The sequence below is a fragment of the Salmonella sp. 32020114201800008SM genome, from assembly GCF_017572025.1.
In the GTDB taxonomy this organism is placed as follows: Bacteria; Pseudomonadota; Gammaproteobacteria; order Enterobacterales; family Enterobacteriaceae; genus Salmonella; species Salmonella enterica.
Map to the genome: position 1 here is coordinate 344,289 of NZ_JAGEQM010000004.1, position 23,053 is coordinate 367,341.

Below are 23,053 nucleotides of genomic sequence, written 5' to 3' on the forward strand. Positions count from 1 at the left end.
AATGTTCAGTTTGTCGCCGCTTGTGAACGGAAACGGGCAAAAATGAAGATGACGGCAAAGCACAATGCCGGAACCAGTTCGGCGGTCGGGATTTTGCCTGCGGCGTCGCTAACGAAGCCCATTACTGGCGTGACAATACCGCCGCCAATGATGGTCATGACGATAAAAGACGAGCCGTACTTAGTGTCCTGTCCCAGATTTTTGATACCCAACGAGAAGATGGTCGGGTACTGGATTGACATAAATGCGCTACACAACGTCAGCGCCAGCAGGCCGATATGTCCGCCGCTAAAGGCGGAAATCAGACACAGGAGCATGGCAAGCAGGGCATAGGCGGCCAGCACTTTATGCGGCGCGAAGCGGCTGATAAGCCAGGTCCCGGTGAAACGGCCGATAAAGAAGCACACCATCGTGCCGGTCAGGTAGTTGGCGGCGAAACCGGGCGTCATTCCAGGGATCTCCTCAATGGCGTAGCGGATCAGATAGCTCCAGCAGGCGGTTTGCGCCCCCACGTAGCAGAACTGCGCCAGCACCGCCCAGCGCCAGTGGCGGATACGGATGAGTCGGGAGAGAGAAGATAAGAAAGAGCTTTGTTTAGCATCGCTATGATCGTCACTTTGCAGGGCCGGAAATTTGGTCAGCATAATCAGCAGCGCAACTACTAATACGATGGCGACGATAATCATGTATGGCGTTTGTACCGATAACACCAGGCTGTGTTTATAGGCGCTAAGCTGATCCGGCGTCATTTTATCAAGCGCTTCTTGTGATTGATGCGGCACGTTAGACAAAATAAGGCTTTGCCCAAACACAACGGCGATAATAGCGCCAAAGGAGTTAAAAGTTTGCGCCAGATTAAGCCGGAAATGTCCGCCGCTTTCTGGACCTAATACCGTCACAAAAGGATTGGCCGCAGTTTCAAGGCAGCCTAAACCGGCGGCGATGATAAACAGGCCAATTAAAAATAATGTGTAATTCATTATCTCGGCGGCAGGCCAGAATAATGCGGCGCCAAAAGCATACAAAAAAAGTCCAGTGATAATCCCTGCTTTATAACTGAGTTTTTTCATCAAAATCCCAGCAGGAATTGGAATGACGAAATAACCGAAATAAAAGGCTGACTGAATAAGTCCGGCCTGGAAGTTAGTTAGCGTAAAAGCTTGTTGAAACTGCGGTAATAAAATGTCATTCAGATTATTGGCGACGGCCCACAGAAAAAATAGCGAGCAAAGTAAGGCGAATGGAATAATGTAGCGCTTGCTTTTGCTTTGCTCTGCATCCACAGCACGAAAACTCTGTGTTTGTATTGTTGTGTTTCCCATAGCATCCTCATCGGTTCAGAAGCTTTTGCGTGCGGTCGGTTCTGGTCACCAGACCGTAAAATTAGGTGAGTTCGCTTTTCTTACCGGTAATAAATTGGCGTCCGGAATGAACTCATGGATTCATTTTCAAATAAAAAAGGCCTTTTAATATGATGGCGGTCACATTTATACCTGAGAGCAGAGCGTTCTGTGATTATCATCACTTTAATTTTCATAAAAAAATGACCGTTTGAGATGTTTAATTTAAAAAACCACAGACTGAATGCCCGAATTAAATTATTGCCACGAAAACGGGCAGTAGTAGCTTATTCTTCATTTTTGCCCGTTTTAAAAAATATTATTAAGAGCGGGCATTTATCGGCGAGAGAAACGGTAGTCGTCTGGTTTATCGTGGCGAATTAATTGATGTGAATCACAAAATATCGTTATTTAAATTCCCTTCTCTTTATTCAGTATGATGATAGTTGCTAACTATTCGATTATTTCAACAGGACAGCAGCGCGATGCGAAAGGCGGTTTTGTTGTCTCATTTTGAATCACAGAGAGAGGTAAATAATGGAACGAAATAGACTGGCGCGGCAGATTATTGATACCTGTCTGGAAATGACGCGGTTAGGGTTAAATCAGGGGACGGCAGGTAACGTGAGCGTACGTTATCAGGGCGGATTGCTGATTACGCCGACGGGGATCCCCTACGAGAAGCTGACAGAGTCGCACATTGTCTTTATTGATGCTGACGGTCAGCATGAGCAGGGCAAGCTGCCTTCCAGCGAGTGGCGTTTTCATATGGCGGCATACCAGACGCGCCCTGACGCCAATGCCGTGGTACATAACCACGCTGTCCATTGTACGGCAGTCTCGATCCTGAATCGCCCGATTCCGGCGATTCACTACATGATTGCCGCCGCAGGAGGAAACTCTATTCCCTGCGCGCCCTACGCCACTTTTGGCACCCGCGAACTTTCTGACCATGTTGCCGTGGCGCTTAAAAATCGTAAAGCGACGCTGTTACAGCATCACGGGCTTATCGCTTGTGAAGAAGATTTAGACAAAGCGTTGTGGCTGGCGCATGAAGTGGAAGTGCTGGCGCAGCTCTATTTAAGTACGCTGGCCATTGTCGATCCGGTACCGGTACTGGATGACGAGGCGATCGCTATCGTACTGGAGAAATTTAAAACTTACGGATTACGTATTGAAGAGTGATGTCAGGAGACAGGCGATGGCGAACAGAATGATTCTGAATGAAACGGCATGGTTTGGCCGGGGAGCGGTGGACGCATTAACCGATGAGGTGACGCGCCGCGGTTATCATAAAGCGCTGATTGTTACCGATAAAACGCTGGTGCAATGCGGTGTGGTCGATAAAGTGACAAGCAGAATGGATGCCGCAGGGCTGGCGTGGGAGATCTATGCGGGCGTGATCCCTAATCCTACGATTTCCGTTGTCCAGGAAGGGCTTAAGGTCTTTACCCAAAGCGGCGCGGACTATCTCATCGCCATTGGCGGCGGTTCTCCGCAGGATACCTGCAAAGCGATCGGTATTATCAGTAACAATCCGGAATTTGCCGATGTGCGCAGTCTGGAAGGGCTATCGCCGACCCGTAAACCCAGCGTGCCGATTATGGCGATCCCGACAACGGCGGGAACCGCGGCGGAAGTCACTATCAATTATGTGATTACCGATGAAGAGAAACGGCGCAAATTCGTTTGTGTCGATCCGCATGATATTCCGCAGGCGGCATTTATCGATGCCGATATGATGGACGGTATGCCGCCCGCGCTGAAAGCGGCAACGGGCGTGGATGCGCTAACCCATGCTATTGAAGGCTATATTACCCGGGCCGCATGGGCGCTGACGGATGCATTACATATCAAAGCCATTGAGATTATTGCTGGCGCGCTGCGCGGCGCCGTAGCCGGAGAAAAAGAGGCCGGTGAGGCGATGGCGCTGGGGCAATACGTTGCCGGGATGGGGTTTTCCAATGTGGGGCTGGGGCTGGTGCATGGGATGGCGCATCCGCTGGGCGCGTTTTACAACACGCCGCACGGCGTCGCGAATGCTATTTTGCTTCCGCATGTGATGCGTTTTAATGCCGGGTATACCAACGAGAAATTCCGTGATATCGCCCGGGCGATGGGGGTGAAGGTAGAAGGATTGAGCCTTGAAGAGGCGCGTAATGCCGCAGTGGAAGCCGTATTTACGCTAAATCGCGATGTGGGAATTCCGCTGCATTTGCGTGATGTCGGCGTTCGAAAAGAGGATATCCCGGCGCTGGCGCAGGCGGCGTTCGATGATGTCTGTACGGGCGGCAATCCGCGTGAAGCGAGTCTGGCGGACATTGTCGAACTGTATCATATCGCCTGGTAATTTTGCCGGATGGCGCTGCGCTTATCCGCTCTACATTTCGTGCAGTCCTGTAGGCAGGATAAGGCGTTCACGCCGCCATCCGGCAACAAAACTACCGCGCCAGCCGTAGCTGCTGTAAGTTTCCGTCGATATGTAAATCGGTTTGCAGACGTGCAATATCGCGGCAGAGAAATGCCATTTCTCTATGCGTCTCAAGCTTTTTGCGCCACTTTTCCGGCACCTCGTCCAGATGGGCGTAAATTCTCTCCAGATTTTGAAACTGAATCAACAGCTGGGTCGCGCTTTTGGGGCCGATACCGGCAACGCCGGGGACTTTCGAACTACTGATTCCTGCCAGACCCCAGTAATCCGGCAACTGCCGGGGAAGTACGCCAAACTCTTTTTCAATAAACGGCGCGTCCAGCCAGCGTTTCTGGAAGTAGTCGCGAATGCGCAATCCCGGAGAGAGCAACTGGCAATAGCCTTTATCGGTTGACACAATGGTTGCCTGGTGTCCGGCTTCGGTAACTTTTAGCGCCAGCGTCGCCGCCAGATCGTCCGCTTCGTTACCGTCTGATGCCCAACAGCGTACGCCGCGCTGTTCAAACGCGGCGCGTAGGGCGGGCATTTCATTATGTAAATCGTTAGGCATCGGCGGACGTCCTGCTTTGTAGTCCGGCAAACGCTGATGACGCCAGCCGCTGCTGCGCGCGTCGTCATCAAATACCGCTACGGCATGGGTTGGCTGGCTGTGAATAATCAATTGATCGAGCGCGTGTTGGCAGGTTTCCACACAGGGCGATCCCTGAACGGCGTGAATACGGCGAATCAAATTGAGCGCGTCGACGATAAGCAGATGAGCAGCCACGGTGTTCTCCCTTACAAACCTGCGCGTAGGGTAACATTCACGGCGGGGGGAGGCGAGCATTGCGAAATAGCGCTATCCGTAGGCCTGATAAGCGAAGCGCCATCAGGCAACAAAAGCCGGATGGCGGCGAGCGCCTTATCCGGCTTACAGATCCTAAAATGTGCTGAGAATTAATCGCAGGTAACGATCTTCATCGCCAGGCCGCCGCGCGAAGTTTCGCGGTACTTAGCGTTCATGTCTTTACCGGTTTCGTACATGGTCTCAATCACTTTATCGAGGCATACGCGCGGTTCGCTGGTACGGCGCAGCGCCATACGCGCGGCGTTGACCGCTTTGACTGAAGCAATTGCGTTACGCTCAATGCAGGGAACCTGTACCTGACCGGCAACCGGATCGCAAGTTAACCCCAGATTATGCTCCATGGCGATTTCTGCAGCGATACACACCTGCGCCGGACTACCGCCCAGCAGCTCGGCCAGACCCGCTGCCGCCATGGAACAGGCCACGCCGACCTCTCCCTGACAACCCACTTCGGCGCCGGAAATAGAGGCGTTCATCTTATACAGCGAGCCAATCGCGCTGGCGACCAGCATATAGCGAGCAAGTGAGTTAGCATTTACTTCGCGGATAAACTTGTCATAGTACGCCAGCACCGCCGGCACAATACCACATGCGCCGTTAGTCGGCGCAGTGACTACTCGTCCGCCTGCGGCATTCTCTTCGTTCACTGCCAGCGCGAACATATTGATCCAGTCGACGACCGCCATCGGATCGGTGGTGGTCTTATCCTGACTGACCAGCACCCGACGCAGCGCCGCCGCGCGACGCGGAACGCGCAGTTTGCCCGGCAATACGCCCTCGGTGGTGATACCGCGCTCAATACCGCTGCGCATCACCTCCCAGACCCTGGCGAAGTGCTGCTCCAGCGCTTCTTTACTGTGCAGAGCCAGTTCGTTTTGCATCATCAGACCGGAGAGCGACAGACCCGTCTCCTGGCAATGGCGCTGTAAATCCGCGGCGGTTTTGTAAGGGTACGGTACGTTAACGGGTTCGCTATTCGTCAAACCAAAGTGCTCTTCATCGACGATAAAGCCGCCGCCAATGGAGTAGTAGGTTTGGCTGTAGAGCACCTTATCGCCCGCCAGCGCGGTAATACGCATCCCGTTTTCATGCAGAGACAGGTTGTCGGCGTGGAAATTCATGCACTTATCGACCGGAAATTCGACTTCATGCTGCCCATTGGCCAGTAGTAAACGCCCATGGGTGTTCACATCCTGGATAAAGGACGGAATGGCGTCGATATCGACGGTGTCCGGCAGATTCCCCGCCAGGCCCATAATAATGGCGATATCAGTGTGGTGGCCTTTGCCCGTCAATGACAGAGAGCCGTAGACATCCACCACGACGCGGGTGACATCTGTAAGGATATGGCGGGCAATCAGATCGTCCGTGAACTGCTTGCCTGCTTTCATTGGTCCGACGGTGTGAGAACTGGAAGGGCCAATGCCGATTTTAAAAATATCGAATACGCTAATCATAGGGCATCCATTGCGGTTGTATCATAGAGAAGCGCCGCGGTAAGCGGCGCTAAAGGACTTAGCTGAACAGTGAGTAGAAAATAGCGGAGATGGCAATCAGGCCCATAATCACAACGAATACGTTGCTGATATGACCGCTGTACTTACGCATTGCCGGTACTTTCTGGATGGCATACATCGGCATCAGGAACAGAATCATCGCGATGATCGGGCCGCCCAGGGTTTCAATCATGCCCAGGATGCTGGGGTTCAGCGTCGCCACAATCCAGGTGGTGACCAGCATGAACAGCGCGGTAATTTTATTCAGTTTGTTGATTTCGATGGATTTACCTTTACCACGCAGCGATTTAATCACCATCCCGTTAAAGCCTTCACGCGCGCCCAGGTAGTGGCCGAGGAAAGATTTGGTGATAGCAATCATCGCAATGATCGGCGCCATCCAGGCGATGATCGGCGCGTTAAAGTGGTTCGCCAGGTAAGACAGAATAGAGATGTTCTGCTCTTTTGCCGCTGCCAGATCTGCCGGCGTCAGGCTCAGCACGCAGCTGAAGACGAAGAACATCACGGTCAGCACCATCATGATGTGGGCGAAGGCCAGAATTTTAGAACATTTCTTCTCTGCGCCTTCACCGTACTCTTCACGCTTCGCAACCGCGAAGGAGGAGATGATCGGGGAGTGGTTGAAAGAGAAAACCATCACCGGAATCGCCAGCCACAGCGTCATCCACAGGCCGTTGCCGGTGGACGCGGCGGAATCAAAGGACAGCGTTTCCAGCGCCGCGCCGTTCCACTGCGGGATCAGGTACAAGGCCAGCAGCATCAGCGCAGCGACGAACGGGAATACCAGGATACTCATCGCCTTAACGATCATTTGCTCGCCGAAGCGCACGATGGTCATCATGCCAACAATCAGGATCAGGGAAAGAATCGCCCGCGGCGGCGGATTAATCGCTAACTGGTGGGTCAGGAAGCTTTCCACGGTATTAGTAATCGCCACGCTGTAAACCAGCAGGATGGGGTAAATCGCGAAGAAGTAAAGCAGGGTAATCAGTTTACCTGCGCCGATACCGAAGTGTTCCTCAACGACTTCAGTGATGTCTTCACCCGGATTTTTACCGGACAGCACGAAGCGGGTTAAACCACGGTGTGCGAAAAAGGTCATCGGGAAAGCGAGAATCGCCATGATGATGAGCGGAATCATGCCGCCGACGCCTGCGTTGATCGGCAGGAACAGAACGCCCGCGCCGATAGCCGTGCCGTAAAGGCCCAGCATCCACATGGTATCCGTTTTGCGCCATGCGCTTCGAGAGTCAATCGAAGCAATAGTGCTGGTCTGAGTGGTTTCCATCTATTTCTCCTGGAGGATGCTAAAAATCAGGTTGCTGGTCTAATCCAATGAAAAAAGACCTGATCGTAAAATGAAATCTGCTTAGGGACGCTTTTTATATAATTTTTCGCCGTAATAATTTTCGGGCGGAAAGATACATTTAAGTGATGAATCTATCAGTGATCCCGATCTCAAATGCAATAATCCGCTTCTTACATGGATAAATTTGGACCATTAATCTATTAAAAAAACGTCATAACGAATTTCCGGGCGCGAAGGCTACCATTAACGATATAAGGCCGGAAAGATTGGGGCGCAAGATACGGAGGTTTGACTATAAAAATCAAGGTTTTTAGTGAATTCTGGCGAAGAATAAGAGTTTGAACCGATAAATCACGGTAAGAGGAGTGAAGTAAACGTTTGCCTGGCAATCTATTTATGATGAATTATAAATGGTGTTTATAAAACAATGCGGGCTATGCCTCTGATGATCATCATAAAAAATGAAGGCATGCGTTAATTGCCGTACCGCAATGAAAGGAATGGGAGAAGCGCCCGGCTGCTGGCGGCAACCGGGCATAAGCGTTAAGCGCAGATCTCGTAACAGGGGATGTAGGCGGAACCTGGCAATTTCATACGATGCTGCGCGACGAATCCCTGCAGCAGATCGTCCATGCGACGCATCATCTCTCGATCGCCGTGGATTTTATACGGACCATTAGCTTCAATGGCGCGTATCCCGACCTCCTTCACGTTCCCCGCGACAATACCGGAGAAGGCGCGTCGCAGATCCGCCGCCAGAATCTCAACCGGCTGATCCGGGTACAGTTTCAGGTTGGCCATATTCTCATGCGACGGCTCAAACGGCACCTGCAGATCCGGTGCAATACGCATCGACCAGTTAAAACTATAGGCGTCGCCGGTATCGCGGCGATTCTCTTTCACTTGCGGCATCGCTTTCTTCATCAGCCGCGCTACCTCCGCCGCATCATCAATGATGATGCGGTAATGACGGCGGGCCGCTTCGCCCAGCGTATGGGTAATAAACTCATCCAGCACGCGGAAGTAATCGGCGCTCTCTTTTGGTCCGGTCAGGATCAGCGGCAGCACCTGATTTTTATTGGCTGGATTCATCAGAATCCCCAGCAAATAAAGCAGCTCTTCCGCCGTACCCACGCCGCCCGGGAAGATGATGATACCGTGTGCGATACGGACGAACGCTTCCAGGCGTTTTTCAATATCCGGCATGATGATCAGTTCGTTCACCAGCGGATTAGGCGGTTCAGCCGCAATAATGGAAGGTTCAGTCATGCCGATAAAGCGGCTGTCTTTATAACGCTGTTGCGCGTGACCGACCGCCGCGCCCTTCATGGGGGCTTCCATCGCCCCAGGGCCGCAGCCGGTGCAGATGTTCAGCTCGCGTAATCCCAACTGCGTGCCGACGCGACGGGCATACAGGTACTCGTTTTCGTTAATTGAGTGGCCGCCCCAGCATACCACCATGTTTGGCGCTTCGCCGACGTGCAGCGCCCGGGCGTTGCGCAAAATGGAGAACACCAGATTGGTGATATGTGTTGAGCTTTCAAGATCCAGATGCTGGAAACGGCCGGCATTGTGGATCTGCCCATTCACAAAGAGAATGTCGCGCAGCACCGCGAACAGGTTAGCCTGTAGCGCACGAATAATCCGCCCGTCAACAAAAGCGTCTTCAGGCGGGTTAATCAATTCCAGCTTCACGCCGCGCTCGCGGCGCAGTACGTTAATATCGAAATTTTCAAAGCGGGACAGCAGCTCTTTGCTGTTGTCGGTCAGGCTGCCGGAGTTAAGAACGGCAAGTGAACAGTTACGAAACAGTTGATACAGGTCGCTACTGGCCGTGCGTTTCAGCATGTCCACTTCCAGTTGCGACAACATATCCATTGAGCCAAGCGGGCTAATATGTGTAATCAAGTAAACTCCTTATGGGACGCAACACGCCATTCCCTGTTGATTACAATAGCCCTGGCTGATGACCTTTCACAACCTTACATGCGCAATCCGGCACGCAAAATTGACAAAAAAATTACTGTCGCGCCAGCCTGCCCGTGGCGGGCACGAAATCGGTATTGCTGCGCCAGGGATTAATGTCCAGCCCGCCGCGGCGGGTATAGCGTGCATAAACGCTTAACGTTTCCGGCTGGCAGAAGCGCAGAATGTCATTGAAAATACGCTCTACGCACTGCTCGTGAAATTCATTATGGTGACGGAAGGAGACCAGATAACGCAGCAGTTTTTCCCTGTCGATTTTGCGTCCGCGATACTGAATTTGTATCGAGCCCCAGTCCGGCTGGTGGGTGATCAGGCAGTTGGATTTCAACAGATGACTGACCAGCGTTTCTTCTACTTGCTTCTCGCCGCTGACCGCATGTTGCAGATAGTCGGTAGTAAACTGGTAATTGTCGATACTGATATCCTGATCGTCAATACAGGTGCCGTGGAAATGGGCGACAGGCTGTCCTTCCAGCTCATCAAGACGATGAAGCCTCACGCTAACGTTGCCCTGCGCGCAGGCGCGCAGATCGCGCTCCAGCGTCTGGCGAACCGTCTCCCAGGTGTCAAAGCGCGTCTGGTTAAAGCTGTTCAGATACAGTTTAAAGCTTTTGGATTCGATTAAATTAACGCTGGTGTAATCCAGTTCGACATGCCCGACGGCGACCTGCGGAAGACCCTGGCTGTTAAGCCAGGAAAGTTCATACAACGTCCAGATATCCGCGCCGTGGAACGGCAAATTATCGGCTGTTAATCCGAGCGGGTCACGATTCAAACTGCGCGGTACGCCCTGCAGCAGGCTGACGTCATAATTGTCCCGGTAATCCGTTGATTTTCCGAGAGTCAGGCCATCAAGAGCCTGATGGTTTTCATAAGAAGACATGTTTCACCGTCATAAACCAGATACACTATGCGCCAAGTGTATCCTGGCTTTTATGAAGAGAGAAACTGGTGGACGAACTGACAGCGCAGGCATTGAAAGCCTTTACGACGCGTTACTGCGACGCGTGGCAAGAAAAACACGGTAGCTGGCCGTTGAGCGAAGAACTGTATGGCGTACCTTCTCCGTGCATTATTTCTTCAACCCGCGATGCCGTTTACTGGCAGCCGCAGCCTTTTGAAGGCGAAGAAAATGTAAACGCGGTTGAACGCGCCTTTGATATTATGGTACAACCTGCGCTCCACGCGTTTTACACCACGCAGTTTGCTGGCGACATGCCCGCGCAGTTTGCGGATGAAAAGCTTACGCTACTGCAAACCTGGAGTCAGGATGACTTTCGGCGCGTGCAGGAAAATCTGATAGGCCACCTGGTCACGCAAAAGCGGCTCAAGCTTCCTCCCACGCTTTTTATTGCGACGCAGGAAAATGAGCTTGAGGTCATTTCGGTCTGTAATCTGTCCGGCGAGGTGATTAAAGAAACGCTGGGCACCCGCAATCGTACCGTTCTTGCCGCAACGCTTGCGGAATTCCTTACGCAACTTAATCCTCTTCTGTAATCGTTTGCCCTAACGGGTGTGAGAGATCTCTTACAAAGTCTGTAGGAGATCGCCAGGATATCAGCGGATACTGAGTCCCGTTTTCTTATGTAAGTCTATATAAAACAACTAATTAAAATGTTTTGCGCACTTTCATATGAAAATTTACTTAAGGTATTGTCTGTAAGCGTCTTGTAAGACAAGGTGAAACAGGCGATTCTATCTTCGTCGACAGGGAGTCGTACAACGAAGCGAACGTCAGGATGATGACGCTTCGGCAGGACACGCCAGGATGGTGTTACAAGGAAAGGCTTCAGGATGAAGCAAAGTGGAAAGCGCAGGATGCGTTAAAGGACACCTCCAGGACGGAGAACGAGAGCCGATCAGGATGTTCGGCGGGTCTGGATGACCAGGGACGCTTCAGGAAGAAGCTATCACATCGGGCGATGTGCGCAGGATGCAAACGTTCAGGATGAACAGGCCGTAAGGTCACAGGAAAAGTTGTCACGGATGAGCAGGGAGCACGAAAAGTAGCTGGAATGCTGCGAAACGAACCGGGAGCACTGTTTATACAGTGCTCCCTTTTTTTTGTTATTCTGCGCGCCAGATTTTCATCATTGAGGTTTTTAACATGACGACTCATGACCGTGTGCGTCAGCAGTTACATGCGCTTGAAACGCTGCTGCGCGAGCATCGCCACTGGCGGCAGGATGCGCCGCAGGCGCACCTGTTTACCAGCACCCAACCATTTTTTATGGATACCATGGAACCGCTGGAATGGCTGCAATGGGTATTGATCCCACGTATGCATACCCTACTTGATAATGCGCAGCCGCTGCCCGAGGCGTTTGCCGTCGCCCCTTATTATGAAATGGCGCTGGCGGCGGATCATCCGCAGCGGGAGGCGATCCTGGCGGTTTTGCAGGATCTGGATGCGCTATTCGTCCGCGATAAATCCTGATGCTGGAGATCCTCTATCAAGACCCGTGGCTGGTTGCCGTGAATAAACCCGCAGGCTGGCTTGTTCACCGGAGCTGGCTGGATCGCGACGAAAAAGTCGTGGTCATGCAAACGGTGCGCGACCAAATCGGCCAGCATGTTTTTACCGCCCACCGTCTCGACAGGCCCACGTCGGGCGTACTGTTAATGGGGCTGTCCAGCGAAGCGGGACGCCGTCTGGCGCAGCAGTTCGAGCAGCACCACATCCGTAAACGCTACCATGCCATTGTGCGCGGCTGGCTGATGGATGACGCGGTACTGGATTATCCGCTGGTGGAAGAGCGCGATAAAATTGCCGATAAATTCGCCCGCGAAGATAAAGCGCCCCAGCCGGCTGTAACGCAGTATCGCGGGCTGGCGACGGTCGAAATGGCTGTGCCGACCGGGCGTTATCCCACCACGCGTTATGGCCTGGTTGAGCTGGAACCAAAAACGGGACGCAAGCACCAGCTTCGTCGTCATCTGGCGCATCTGCGTCATCCTATCATCGGCGACAGCAAGCATGGCGATTTGCGACAAAACCGCAGCGCCGCAGAGCATTTTGCCTGTCGTCGCCTGATGCTTCATGCCAGTCGGCTTGAACTGACGCACCCCTTCACCGGACAGCCGTTGATAATTCAGGCCGGGTTGGATGAAACCTGGATGCAGGCGCTGACACAGTTTGGCTGGCGTGGACTTCTCCCTGACAATGAAAGGGTTGAGTTTACGGCGGCGTCCCGGCAGGATGAGACTCATCAGGCATAATTCAGGGAGATACGCATAATGGCAGAAATTGGTATTTTTGTCGGGACCATGTATGGCAACTCACTGCTGGTGGCGGAAGAAGCGGAAGCGATCCTCGCCAGACAGGGCCACAGCGCGACCGTGTTTGAAGATCCTGAACTGTCCGACTGGCAGCAATATCAGGATAAGGTTGCGCTGGTCGTTACCTCGACGACCGGGCAGGGCGATCTACCGGATAGCATTGCGCCGCTCTTTCACGGCATTAAAGATACGTTGGGTTTTCAGCCAAACCTGCGTTACGGGGTGATTGCGCTAGGTGATAGCAGCTACCCCAATTTCTGTAATGGCGGCAAACAGTTTGATGCCCTGTTGCAAGAGCAAAGCGCGCAGCGGGTGGGGGAGATGTTATTCATTGACGCCAGCGAACATCCGGAGCCGGAGAGCCAGTCCAATCCCTGGGTTGAAAACTGGGGAACTTTACTTTCCTGAGGTAAATCCCTCCCCCCTACGGGAGGGTACCTTTTCGTTTGCTTGCGTTGCCAGTAAGCAAAATCACGACCTGTACACAGTGTAAAGTAACTGAATCGTGTTAGCTTTGGGCATATGCCCGCAAAAGCGGCAGTTTTTTACGGGCGTTTTCATGTAATCAAGCGACCTGTTTCACATTCTTCTCTTTTTACTCCTCCTGCGTCGACGCCGACGCCTTCTGATTTCATTTCCGTGAAGTGGCTTCCACTGTCCTGGGCTTTTGCCATAAACAGGCGTAATTCATCGCCAAAATACTGTGTTGTTGCACGGTGAGTGTGTGTGGCGCGCTTTTTATACTTCTCCTGCCAGTGAATAAAAGCATGCAGCGTGCAAAGCAAACGACCTAATAAAAGCTGCAACAAGGAAACGTTATCTCTGATTCCCTACCGGTTGTGCAGTTCAGAGTGAGCGTAGCTAACGCGAAATTTCAGGAGTGCAACAATGAGTTCATTAAGTCACGCGGCGAGCAGTGCGGAGAAACGCACGAACGCCCGCTACTGGATAGTGGTGATGCTGTTTATCGTCACATCCTTCAACTACGGCGACCGCGCCACATTGTCCATTGCCGGCTCAGAAATGGCCAAAGATATCGGCCTTGATCCGGTAGGTATGGGCTATGTTTTTTCTGCTTTTTCATGGGCCTATGTTATCGGGCAGATCCCGGGCGGCTGGCTGCTGGACCGCTTTGGTTCCAAACGCGTCTATTTCTGGTCTATTTTCATTTGGTCAGTCTTCACCCTGTTGCAGGGTTTTGTCGATATCTTTAGTGGTTTCGGCATTATTGTCGCCCTCTTTACGCTTCGTTTCCTGGTCGGTCTGGCGGAATCGCCTTCTTTCCCGGGCAACAGTCGCATCGTTGCGGCCTGGTTCCCGGCGCAGGAGAGGGGAACGGCGGTGGCCATCTTTAACTCCGCGCAATACTTTGCCACGGTTATTTTCGCGCCGATTATGGGCTGGCTGACGCACGAAGTGGGCTGGTCGCATGTCTTCTTCTTTATGGGCGGGTTAGGGATCATCATCAGCTTTATCTGGTTGAAAGTTATCCATGAACCAAATAACCATCCGGGCGTAAATAAGAAAGAGTTGGAGTACATCGCAGAAGGCGGCGCGCTGATCAATATGGATCAGAAAGACACCAAAGCGAAAGTACCGTTTAGCGTCAAATGGGGCCAGATCAAACAGCTGCTGGGCTCTCGTATGATGATTGGCGTTTACATCGGTCAGTACTGTATTAACGCATTGACCTATTTCTTTATTACCTGGTTCCCGGTCTATTTGGTCCAGGCGCGCGGCATGTCGATTCTCAAAGCGGGCTTTGTCGCCTCGGTTCCTGCGGTCTGCGGCTTTATCGGCGGCGTGTTGGGCGGCATCATTTCCGACTGGCTGATGCGTCGTACTGGCTCCCTGAATATCGCGCGCAAGACGCCGATTGTGCTGGGGATGTTGCTGTCAATGGTTATGGTGTTCTGTAACTATGTGAACGTGGAATGGATGATCATCGGCTTTATGGCGTTGGCCTTCTTCGGTAAAGGTATCGGCGCGTTGGGCTGGGCAGTAATGGCGGATACCGCGCCGAAAGAGATCAGCGGTCTTTCCGGCGGCTTGTTTAATATGTTCGGCAATATCTCCGGTATTGTGACGCCAATCGCGATTGGTTACATCGTTGGCACCACCGGTTCCTTCAACGGCGCGTTGATCTATGTCGGCGTACATGCCCTGGTGGCCATCATCAGCTATCTGGTGCTGGTAGGCGATATTAAGCGTATTGAACTGAAACCTGTCGCAGGACAATTATCATGACAACGCAATCCAGTCCCGTTATTACGGACATGAAGGTCATTCCGGTTGCCGGACATGACAGTATGCTACTCAACATCGGCGGCGCGCATAACGCGTACTTCACCCGTAACATCGTCGTCCTCACCGATAACGCCGGGCATACTGGCGTCGGCGAGGCGCCGGGCGGAGAAGTGATTTATCAGACGCTGGTCGATGCTATTCCGATGGTATTAGGCCAGGAAGTCGCCCGCCTGAACAAAGTGGTGCAGCAGGTGCATAAAGGCAACCAGGCTGCTGATTTTGACACCTTTGGTAAAGGCGCATGGACGTTTGAACTGCGGGTTAACGCGGTGGCAGCTTTGGAAGCGGCGCTGCTTGATCTACTGGGGCAGGCGCTTAATGTGCCGGTCTGTGAACTGTTAGGACCCGGTAAACAGCGCGATGCCGTCACCGTGTTGGGCTATCTCTTCTATATTGGCGATCGCACTAAAACCGATCTGCCGTATCTGGAAAGCACGCCGGGCAGTCATGAATGGTATCGCCTGCGCCATCAGGAAGCGCTGGACAGCGACGCGGTCGTGCGGCTGGCGGAAGCGTCTCAGGATCGCTACGGCTTTAAAGATTTTAAACTCAAGGGCGGCGTGCTGCCGGGCGAACAAGAGATTGATACCGTTCGCGCGCTAAAAAAACGCTTCCCGGACGCGCGTATTACCGTGGATCCGAACGGCGCCTGGCTACTGGATGAAGCCATTGCGTTGTGCAAAGGGCTGAAAGATGTACTGACCTACGCGGAAGATCCGTGCGGCGCGGAGCAAGGATTCTCTGGTCGTGAAGTCATGGCGGAGTTCCGCCGCGCGACAGGACTGCCGGTGGCGACCAATATGATTGCCACCAACTGGCGCGAAATGGGGCATGCAGTGATGCTCAACGCGGTAGATATTCCTCTTGCCGACCCGCATTTCTGGACTCTCACCGGCGCCGTTCGCGTGGCGCAACTGTGCGATGACTGGGGGCTAACCTGGGGCTGCCATTCGAATAACCATTTTGATATTTCACTGGCGATGTTTACCCATGTCGGCGCGGCGGCGCCAGGCAAACCCACCGCTATTGATACGCACTGGATCTGGCAGGAGGGCGATTGCCGCCTGACTAAAAATCCGCTGGAAATTAAAAACGGCAAAATTGCCGTTCCGGATGCGCCAGGACTGGGCGTGGAGCTTGACTGGGAACAGGTGCGAAAAGCGCATGACGCGTATAAAAAGCTGCCAGGCGGCGCGCGTAATGATGCAGGCCCGATGCAATACCTGATCCCCGGCTGGACTTTTGACCGCAAACGCCCTGTTTTTGGTCGTCACTAATTCTGAATAAGGACACAGTTATGAGTACTCAATTTACGACGCCTGTAGTGACTGAAATGCAGGTTATCCCGGTTGCGGGTCATGACAGTATGCTGATGAACCTGAGCGGCGCGCACGCCCCGTTCTTCACGCGCAACATCGTCATTATTAAAGATAACTCCGGCCATACCGGGGTCGGCGAGATTCCGGGCGGCGAAAAAATTCGCAAAACGCTGGAAGATGCGATCCCACTGGTGGTGGGAAAAACGCTGGGTGAATATAAAAATGTCCTGACCGCCGTTCGCAACCAGTTTGCCGATCGCGATGCGGGCGGACGCGGTTTACAAACATTCGATCTCCGTACCACTATCCATGTGGTGACTGGTATTGAAGCGGCAATGCTTGACCTTTTGGGCCAACACCTGGGCGTCAACGTCGCTTCGCTGTTAGGCGACGGTCAGCAGCGCAGCGAAGTCGAAATGCTGGGTTATCTGTTCTTTGTCGGTAATCGCAAGGCTACGCCGCTGCCGTATCAGAGCCAGCCGGATGAGCAATGCGACTGGTATCGTCTGCGCCATGAAGAGGCGATGACGCCGGAAACGGTAGTGCGTCTGGCGGAAGCCGCCTATGAAAAATACGGCTTCAACGACTTCAAACTGAAAGGCGGCGTGCTGGCGGGCGAAGAAGAGGCCGAGTCAATCGTGGCGCTGGCGAAACGTTTCCCACAAGCGCGCGTCACGCTCGATCCAAACGGTGCCTGGTCGCTGAACGAAGCGATCAGCATTGGTAAATACCTGAAAGGTTCTCTGGCCTATGCAGAAGATCCGTGCGGCGCGGAGCAGGGTTTTTCCGGACGTGAAGTGATGGCGGAATTCCGTCGCGCGACCGGATTACCGACGGCCACCAATATGATAGCGACCGACTGGCGTCAAATGGGGCATACGCTGTCGCTGCAATCCGTCGATATCCCGCTGGCGGACCCGCACTTCTGGACTATGCAAGGCTCTGTACGCGTGGCGCAAATGTGTCATGAGTTCGGTCTGACCTGGGGCTCGCACTCTAACAACCACTTTGATATTTCGTTGGCGATGTTTACCCATGTTGCCGCGGCGGCGCCGGGCAAGATCACCGCGATCGATACCCACTGGATCTGGCAGGAAGGCAACCAACGTCTGACTAAAGAACCGTTTGAAATTAAAGGCGGCATGGTGCAAGTACCGACCAAACCGGGTCTGGGCGTTGAGCTCGATATGGATCAGGTGATGAAAGCGCATGAGCTCTATCAAAAACATGGCTTAGGCGCGCGTGACGACGCGATGGGAATGCAGTACTTAATTCCTGGCTGGACGTTTGATAATAAGCGTCCTTGCATGGTGCGTTAAGTCAGAACCGGTTCCGTAAGGAACCGGTGCTTCTCTGGGTGTATGCTTAACAGGATCAACATGCGTAAGGACGACTTATGAAAATAGTGATCGCACCAGACTCGTATAAGGAAAGTTTGAGTGCTCTTGAGGTAGCGACCGCCATTGAACAAGGATTTCGCGAGATCTGGCCTGACGCCGATTACCTGAAATTGCCGCTGGCTGATGGCGGAGAAGGTACTGTCGAAGCGATGGTTGAAGCGACGGCGGGTCGAATCGTGCATGTTGAGGTCACCGGGCCGTTGGGGCATCGCGTCAATGCGTTTTATGGGCTTTCCGGCGATGCGCGTTCCGCGTTCATTGAAATGGCGGCCGCCAGCGGGCTGGAGCAGGTGCCGCCCGCGCAACGCGATCCGTTGAAGACCACATCATGGGGAACCGGCGAGCTGATCCGTCATGCGCTGGATGCGGGCGTTGAGCATATCATTATTGGTATCGGCGGTAGCGCCACCAACGATGGCGGCGCGGGGATGGTACAGGCGCTGGGGGCCAGGCTACGGGATGCGCAGGGCAATGATATTGCGCAAGGCGGCATTGGGCTGGAAACACTCGCCAGCATTGATATCAGCGGCCTGGATAAGCGTTTGTCGGCGTGCCATATAGAGGTCGCCTGCGATGTCACGAATCCCCTTACCGGCAAAGAGGGCGCGTCTGCGGTTTTTGGTCCGCAAAAAGGGGCGACGCCGGAAATGATTGAACGCCTGGATACGGCATTGACTCGCTATGCGCATTTGATTGCCCGCGATCTGCATGTCGATGTGTTGGATCTGGCAGGCGGCGGCGCGGCAGGCGGCATGGGGGCGGCGTTATACGCGTTTTGCGGCGCGCAGCTACGGCGTGGTATTGAGATTGTCACCGATGCGCTTCATCTGGAAGCGTGTCTTGCGGATGCTGATTTAGTCATCACCGGCGAGGGACGCATCGACAGCCAGACCATTCACGGTAAAGTCCCTATTGGCGTGGCAAACATCGCCAAACGGTATAACAAGCCGGTAATTGGTATAGCGGGTAGCCTGACGGCGGACGTTGGCGTGGTTCATGAACATGGGCTTGATGCCGTTTTCAGCGTGATTTATACCATCTGCACGCTGGAGGACGCGCTGAAGAATGCGAGTGAAAACGTACGAATGACCGCGCGCAACGTGGCTGCAACGCTGAAAGCGGGGCAACAGTTACGCTGAGTTGTAGGCCGGATAAGGCGGTCACGCCGCCATCCGGCGAATATCAGCCTAATATCTTCTTCGCTTCACGCGCGACATTATCCATCTCATCCAGCAGCTCCAGAAACTCAGGCTCCAGCTCCTCTTCGTGGACGCCGCTGCGAAGCTGTTGCTCAATAAGCTGGCAAAGGTTCTTCATCCGCGGTACGCCGCTATAGCCGCAGCTCCCGTGTAGCTTATGGACCAGATCGACCAGGCCGTTGGGATTTTCTCCCACCAGTTGTTCTTCAATTTTGTTGCGCACTTCCGGCAGAAAATCAATCAGCATTTGCAGCATATCCCGCGCCAGATCGGGCTTACCGGCAGCCTGGCGGAGCGCAAGCTGCCAGTCGAGCGTTGCATTCGGATTGAAGATAAATTCAGCTGGTTCCGGCGCCATCAGACGCGCTGCTACGTTGGCGCCAGGTTTATAGCGCAGCAACAGATTATGCAACTTCTCTTCTTCTATCGGTTTAGCCAGATAGTCGTTCATGCCCGCGCTGAGCAACTTCTCTTTTTGCCCGGCCATCGCATGTGCCGTAACGGCAATAACCGGTGTTTGCTGCTGATGAGGAAGCTGGTGAATCAATTCGCAGGCGCGTATGCCGTCCATATCCGGCATCTGAATATCCATCAAAATCAGATCAAACTGCATTTGTTTCGCCCGATCCACCGCCTGATGTCCGCTATCACAAAGCTCTACGTGCTGGACTTTATCTTCCAGTAACGCGCCGATAAGCTTCAGATTAGCGGGATTATCATCAACCGCCATAACCGTCATGGTGATTTTACTGGTATCCATTAGCAGCGGTTCAGGATGGTGATTCAACTGGCAATATTCTGTCAGCGCTGGCAACAGGCGCGTTGACGTCAATGGTTTTAACAGACAGGCCGCCGCGCCTCCTTGTTTCAGCTTTTCGGCGTTAATTTGCGCATGGCAAGGTAGCGCCAGCAGTAGAAAGTCCGTCATTGACGCCGCTTTCGCCAGACGTTCATGCTGCATGGTGAGCGGCTCGCGGAAGGTCACCGGAACGCTCAAAATCATAATATCGTAGTGCGCTAACGGCAGCGCGGAGAAGGTCGGGCTGTAAACCACTTCCACCGGCGTGTCGCTCAGCAGATCCAGGGTACATTGCGCGGCGGTAGCATTCGGTTCGATATAAGCCAGTCGTTTCCCGGCCAGACACGCGGTCGACGGCCCGTCAATAATGACATTTGGGTTAAGATCAAGATTAATATGAAACCAGAAGGTCGAGCCGCGATTAGGCTGGCTGTGGAAAGAGATATCCCCGCCCATTTCGTTGACCAGCTTTTGCGTAATCACCAGCCCAAGCCCGGTGCCGCCGTGACGGCGAGAAATACTGGCATCGGCCTGGCGAAACGCCTGAAACAGTCGCGACTGGTCGCGCTCCGGAATGCCGATCCCCGTATCCCGGATCTGCACTTCAATCTGTACTTTGGTGTTACTGAGCGCCCGCTTTTCTACCAGAATATCGATATTGCCACTCTCGGTGAACTTAATGGCATTACCCACCAGATTAGTAATGACCTGTTGCAGGCGCAGCGGGTCGCCAATCACATTATCCGGGACGTCGTTTTTAATATTTAACGTCAACTCCAGCCCTTTATCATGCGACGAGTGGGCCAGCAGCGTAACCACTTCATCCAGCGTATTACGCAGTGGAAAAGGGATACTTTCCAGAATGAGTTTACCGGCTTCCAGCTTGGAGAAGTCGAGCACGTCATTAATGATCGCCAGCAGATTATTCGCAGAACGCTCAATGGTGTTCAGATGGTCGCGCTGGGTGGGATTCAGCTCCGTTTTTAATGTCAGGCGGGTAAAGCCAATGACGCCGTTCAGCGGCGTTCGCAGTTCGTGCGACATGTTCGCCAGGAACTCCGACTTAATACGCGCCGCTTCCTGGGCGCGCTTTTTCGCCAGATCCAGCTCAACGTTTTGGATTTCCATCTGCTCAAGGGTTTCACGCAGGTCCGAGGTGGCCTGATCGATATTATGCTGCATCTCTTCGTGATAGGCGGCGAGCGACATCGCCATGGAATTAATGCCGTTTTTCAGCATGTCCAGCTCGCCCAGCATAAATCCTTCCACCCGGCTATCCAGTTGTCCGCGGCGAATGCGGTCAACGGTATTCACCATATTACGGATAGGCCCGGTGACATCGCGCATAAGCCGCCAGCCAAAGATCAGCGCAATGCCAATACAAAAAAGCATCATTACGCTGGAGATAAAAATCTCTTTGTATTGCTGTAGCCTTACCGACTTGAGATCCAGTTCAAGCGCCACATATCCCAGCATATTTTTGGTATTTTTCGCGTCGGCAATCGCTGACTCGTCCGGCGAATAGCTCTCCGAGATAATCGGGGTGCGCAGAATCATAATATCGCCGTGGCGATCGACGCTCAGACGACGTGGAAACGGCGCTCCGGCGGGAAGCTGCATCTGTGAGGGGTCCAGATGGAAATTAGACGTTACAAACAGGCGGTTATGATCGTCATAAACGGAAATCGCCCGCACAATATCAGAGTGTCTGCGGTGCAGGACGCTGATAAGTTGGCCGATAGACTCCCGGTTTTGTAAGTTCATACCATATTCGCTGGAGACGGCGAGCGGTTCAATAATACTGGCGCCGGCATCTTCCAGTTGACGCTGCAGGTCGTTATAGCGGTGCACTACAAAAAAGATACTGAGCAGCAAACCTATCAGGACGGTCGGGGCCAGGATCAGAATCATCATGCGTGCGCGCAGGCTGTAGTTGGTCATGGAGTTCCGTTATGGGACAATTAGGGTCACACTGTTAAATTGAGAAAAAGCTGGTCGATGGCGCAATTCTACTCTGCAAAACGGCGCGTGACGACGCGTCAGATCATAACCGTTAAAGTCAATGACCTCGATTCATTTGGTCAGGGCGTAGCCCGTCATAACGGAAAGGCGCTGTTTATCCCCGGTTTATTGCCTGAGGAAAGCGCAGAAGTCATTATTACAGAAGATAAAAAGCAATTTGCCCGCGCACGCGTTTCGCGCCGTTTGAATGATAGCCCGGAACGAGAAACGCCGCGCTGCCCGCATTTTGGCGTCTGCGGCGGTTGTCAGCAACAGCATGTCAGCATCGCCCTGCAACAACGCAGCAAAAGCGCGGCGCTGGCGCGTTTGATGAAACACGAGGTGAATGACATCATCGCCGGCGCGCCCTGGGGTTATCGGCGTCGTGCGCGGTTAAGTCTGAATTGCCCGCCGGATAAACCGCTGCAAATGGGATTTCGCAAAGCGGGTTCCAGCGATATCGTCAATGTCGAACAGTGCCCCGTTTTGGCGCCCCAGCTTGAAGCATTGCTGCCCCGAATCAGGGCGTGTCTGGCGAGTTTACACGGCACCCGACATCTTGGGCATGTTGAGCTGGTACAGGCGGGAAGCGGTACGCTGATGATTCTGCGCCATACCGCGCCATTAAGTGCGGCGGATAAAGAAAAACTGGAACGCTTTTCGCATTCTGAGGGATTGTCTCTGTTTCTGGCGCCGTTTAGCGAGATACTGGAAACGGTATCTGGCGAGGCGCCCTGGTATGATTCGCACGGCTTACGTTTAGCCTTCAGTCCGCGAGACTTTATTCAGGTTAATGAGGCGGTAAACCAGCAAATGGTCGCCCGCGCGCTGGAGTGGCTTGATGTGCGCGCCGAGGATCGTGTCCTGGATCTGTTCTGCGGAATGGGGAATTTTACGCTGCCGCTGGCAACGCGCGCGGCAAGCGTGATTGGGGTTGAGGGCGTTCCGGCGCTGGTAGAAAAAGGCCGTGAAAACGCCATCCGCAATGGTTTACATAATGTGACATTCTTCCATGAGAACCTGGAGGAAGATGTCACGAAGCAGCCGTGGGCGAAAAACGGCTTTGACAAAGTCTTACTCGATCCTGCGCGTGCGGGGGCTACAGGAGTGATGCGACATATTATAAAATTAAAACCTATTCGCATTGTTTATGTATCCTGTAACCCGGCGACGCTGGCGCGCGATAGTGAAGCGCTGGTCAATGCGGGATATGAGGTTACGCGTTTAGCGATGCTCGACATGTTCCCGCACACAGGACATCTGGAATCAATGGTTCTGTTCGAGCGCATGTAATGATTACCGGCTTACCGACTTCGGTA

At 53.3% G+C, this 23,053-nt stretch carries 19 protein-coding genes; 11 read left to right on the plus strand and 8 right to left on the minus strand.

Features of this window, described 5'->3' with window-relative positions; genetic code table 11:
* Window positions 1–5 precede the first annotated feature (5 nt).
* Window positions 6–1,322, minus strand: coding sequence for an L-fucose:H+ symporter permease (gene fucP, locus J4613_RS13905; RefSeq protein WP_000528621.1), 1,317 nt, complete (start codon window positions 1,320–1,322; stop codon window positions 6–8).
* Between the two features lie 555 nt (window positions 1,323–1,877).
* Between fucP and fucA the strand changes: the two genes are divergently transcribed.
* On the plus strand, window positions 1,878–2,525 hold the full coding sequence (gene fucA / locus J4613_RS13910) for an L-fuculose-phosphate aldolase (protein WP_111742246.1): 648 nt from the start codon (window positions 1,878–1,880) through the stop codon (window positions 2,523–2,525).
* Window positions 2,526–2,541: 16 nt separating this feature from the next.
* Complete coding sequence (fucO, locus tag J4613_RS13915) at window positions 2,542–3,690, plus strand: lactaldehyde reductase (RefSeq protein WP_050067874.1); 1,149 nt, start codon at window positions 2,542–2,544, stop codon at window positions 3,688–3,690.
* Between the two features lie 91 nt (window positions 3,691–3,781).
* Here fucO and xni read toward each other — a convergent pair whose 3' ends face one another.
* The 5 genes from xni to queF all read right to left on the minus strand — a co-directional run bounded on the left by xni (window position 3,782) and on the right by queF (window position 10,313).
* Complete coding sequence (gene xni, locus J4613_RS13920) at window positions 3,782–4,537, minus strand: flap endonuclease Xni (protein ID WP_198871402.1); 756 nt, start codon at window positions 4,535–4,537, stop codon at window positions 3,782–3,784.
* Between the two features lie 170 nt (window positions 4,538–4,707).
* A complete protein-coding gene (sdaB, locus tag J4613_RS13925; RefSeq protein ID WP_000626384.1) occupies window positions 4,708–6,075 on the minus strand; it encodes an L-serine ammonia-lyase II in 1,368 nt (455 codons plus the stop codon).
* A gap of 58 nt (window positions 6,076–6,133) precedes the next feature.
* Window positions 6,134–7,423 carry an HAAAP family serine/threonine permease SdaC gene (sdaC, locus tag J4613_RS13930; protein ID WP_000450462.1) on the minus strand — a complete coding sequence of 430 codons (1,290 nt, stop codon included), beginning with the start codon at window positions 7,421–7,423 and terminating at the stop codon, window positions 6,134–6,136.
* 564 nt (window positions 7,424–7,987) lie between these two features.
* The gene (ppnN, locus tag J4613_RS13935; protein ID WP_000627973.1) at window positions 7,988–9,352 is read right to left on the minus strand and encodes a nucleotide 5'-monophosphate nucleosidase PpnN; all 1,365 of its coding nucleotides are present in this window, start codon (window positions 9,350–9,352) and stop codon (window positions 7,988–7,990) included.
* Window positions 9,353–9,464: 112 nt separating this feature from the next.
* The gene (queF, locus tag J4613_RS13940) at window positions 9,465–10,313 is read right to left on the minus strand and encodes an NADPH-dependent 7-cyano-7-deazaguanine reductase QueF (protein ID WP_000100474.1); all 849 of its coding nucleotides are present in this window, start codon (window positions 10,311–10,313) and stop codon (window positions 9,465–9,467) included.
* A 68-nt stretch (window positions 10,314–10,381) separates the two neighbouring features.
* On the opposite strand from queF, the gene syd reads away from it, so the two are divergent.
* From syd to J4613_RS13960, 4 genes are all read left to right on the plus strand, one after another.
* A complete protein-coding gene (syd, locus tag J4613_RS13945; protein ID WP_000343990.1) occupies window positions 10,382–10,927 on the plus strand; it encodes a SecY-interacting protein in 546 nt (181 codons plus the stop codon).
* 610 nt (window positions 10,928–11,537) lie between these two features.
* Window positions 11,538–11,867, plus strand: coding sequence for a YqcC family protein (locus J4613_RS13950; RefSeq protein ID WP_000207015.1), 330 nt, complete (start codon window positions 11,538–11,540; stop codon window positions 11,865–11,867).
* Entirely contained in the window at window positions 11,867–12,649 is a 783-nt protein-coding gene (truC, locus tag J4613_RS13955) for a tRNA pseudouridine(65) synthase TruC (protein ID WP_000890028.1), read from the plus strand. The genes J4613_RS13950 and truC overlap by 1 nt, the downstream gene beginning before the upstream one ends.
* Window positions 12,650–12,667: 18 nt before the next feature.
* Window positions 12,668–13,117: a flavodoxin gene (locus J4613_RS13960; protein ID WP_000807736.1), complete on the plus strand. Its 450-nt coding sequence runs from the start codon at window positions 12,668–12,670 to the stop codon at window positions 13,115–13,117.
* Window positions 13,118–13,266: 149 nt separating this feature from the next.
* On the opposite strand, the gene J4613_RS13965 is transcribed toward J4613_RS13960, so the two are convergent.
* Window positions 13,267–13,518 carry a hypothetical protein gene (locus J4613_RS13965; protein ID WP_001626563.1) on the minus strand — a complete coding sequence of 84 codons (252 nt, stop codon included), beginning with the start codon at window positions 13,516–13,518 and terminating at the stop codon, window positions 13,267–13,269.
* Between the two features lie 79 nt (window positions 13,519–13,597).
* On the opposite strand from J4613_RS13965, the gene gudP reads away from it, so the two are divergent.
* The 4 genes from gudP to J4613_RS13985 all read left to right on the plus strand — a co-directional run bounded on the left by gudP (window position 13,598) and on the right by J4613_RS13985 (window position 18,874).
* On the plus strand, window positions 13,598–14,956 hold the full coding sequence (gudP, locus tag J4613_RS13970; protein WP_000097015.1) for a galactarate/glucarate/glycerate transporter GudP: 1,359 nt from the start codon (window positions 13,598–13,600) through the stop codon (window positions 14,954–14,956).
* The gene (locus tag J4613_RS13975) at window positions 14,953–16,293 is read left to right on the plus strand and encodes an enolase C-terminal domain-like protein (protein WP_000211796.1); all 1,341 of its coding nucleotides are present in this window, start codon (window positions 14,953–14,955) and stop codon (window positions 16,291–16,293) included. The genes gudP and J4613_RS13975 overlap by 4 nt, the downstream gene beginning before the upstream one ends.
* Window positions 16,294–16,313: 20 nt before the next feature.
* The gene (gudD, locus tag J4613_RS13980) at window positions 16,314–17,654 is read left to right on the plus strand and encodes a glucarate dehydratase (protein WP_000107113.1); all 1,341 of its coding nucleotides are present in this window, start codon (window positions 16,314–16,316) and stop codon (window positions 17,652–17,654) included.
* Between the two features lie 77 nt (window positions 17,655–17,731).
* A complete protein-coding gene (locus J4613_RS13985; protein ID WP_000706477.1) occupies window positions 17,732–18,874 on the plus strand; it encodes a glycerate kinase in 1,143 nt (380 codons plus the stop codon).
* Window positions 18,875–18,917: 43 nt separating this feature from the next.
* Here J4613_RS13985 and barA read toward each other — a convergent pair whose 3' ends face one another.
* A complete protein-coding gene (gene barA, locus J4613_RS13990; protein WP_000186397.1) occupies window positions 18,918–21,674 on the minus strand; it encodes a two-component sensor histidine kinase BarA in 2,757 nt (918 codons plus the stop codon).
* Window positions 21,675–21,731: 57 nt separating this feature from the next.
* On the opposite strand from barA, the gene rlmD reads away from it, so the two are divergent.
* Entirely contained in the window at window positions 21,732–23,027 is a 1,296-nt protein-coding gene (rlmD, locus tag J4613_RS13995) for a 23S rRNA (uracil(1939)-C(5))-methyltransferase RlmD (protein ID WP_000046855.1), read from the plus strand.
* Window positions 23,028–23,053 lie beyond the last annotated feature (26 nt).

Coding starts and splice junctions, on each gene's coding strand:
- queF (WP_000100474.1), bottom strand. CDS start 10,313: ATGTCTTCTTATGAAAACCATCAGGCTCTTGATGGCCTGACTCTCGGA.
- rlmD (WP_000046855.1), top strand. CDS start 21,732: ATGGCGCAATTCTACTCTGCAAAACGGCGCGTGACGACGCGTCAGATC.
- J4613_RS13985 (WP_000706477.1), top strand. CDS start 17,732: ATGAAAATAGTGATCGCACCAGACTCGTATAAGGAAAGTTTGAGTGCT.
- truC (WP_000890028.1), top strand. CDS start 11,867: ATGCTGGAGATCCTCTATCAAGACCCGTGGCTGGTTGCCGTGAATAAA.
- sdaC (WP_000450462.1), bottom strand. CDS start 7,423: ATGGAAACCACTCAGACCAGCACTATTGCTTCGATTGACTCTCGAAGC.
- J4613_RS13960 (WP_000807736.1), top strand. CDS start 12,668: ATGGCAGAAATTGGTATTTTTGTCGGGACCATGTATGGCAACTCACTG.
- barA (WP_000186397.1), bottom strand. CDS start 21,674: ATGACCAACTACAGCCTGCGCGCACGCATGATGATTCTGATCCTGGCC.
- fucO (WP_050067874.1), top strand. CDS start 2,542: ATGGCGAACAGAATGATTCTGAATGAAACGGCATGGTTTGGCCGGGGA.
- gudP (WP_000097015.1), top strand. CDS start 13,598: ATGAGTTCATTAAGTCACGCGGCGAGCAGTGCGGAGAAACGCACGAAC.
- gudD (WP_000107113.1), top strand. CDS start 16,314: ATGAGTACTCAATTTACGACGCCTGTAGTGACTGAAATGCAGGTTATC.
- fucP (WP_000528621.1), bottom strand. CDS start 1,322: ATGGGAAACACAACAATACAAACACAGAGTTTTCGTGCTGTGGATGCA.
- J4613_RS13975 (WP_000211796.1), top strand. CDS start 14,953: ATGACAACGCAATCCAGTCCCGTTATTACGGACATGAAGGTCATTCCG.
- fucA (WP_111742246.1), top strand. CDS start 1,878: ATGGAACGAAATAGACTGGCGCGGCAGATTATTGATACCTGTCTGGAA.
- sdaB (WP_000626384.1), bottom strand. CDS start 6,075: ATGATTAGCGTATTCGATATTTTTAAAATCGGCATTGGCCCTTCCAGT.
- J4613_RS13950 (WP_000207015.1), top strand. CDS start 11,538: ATGACGACTCATGACCGTGTGCGTCAGCAGTTACATGCGCTTGAAACG.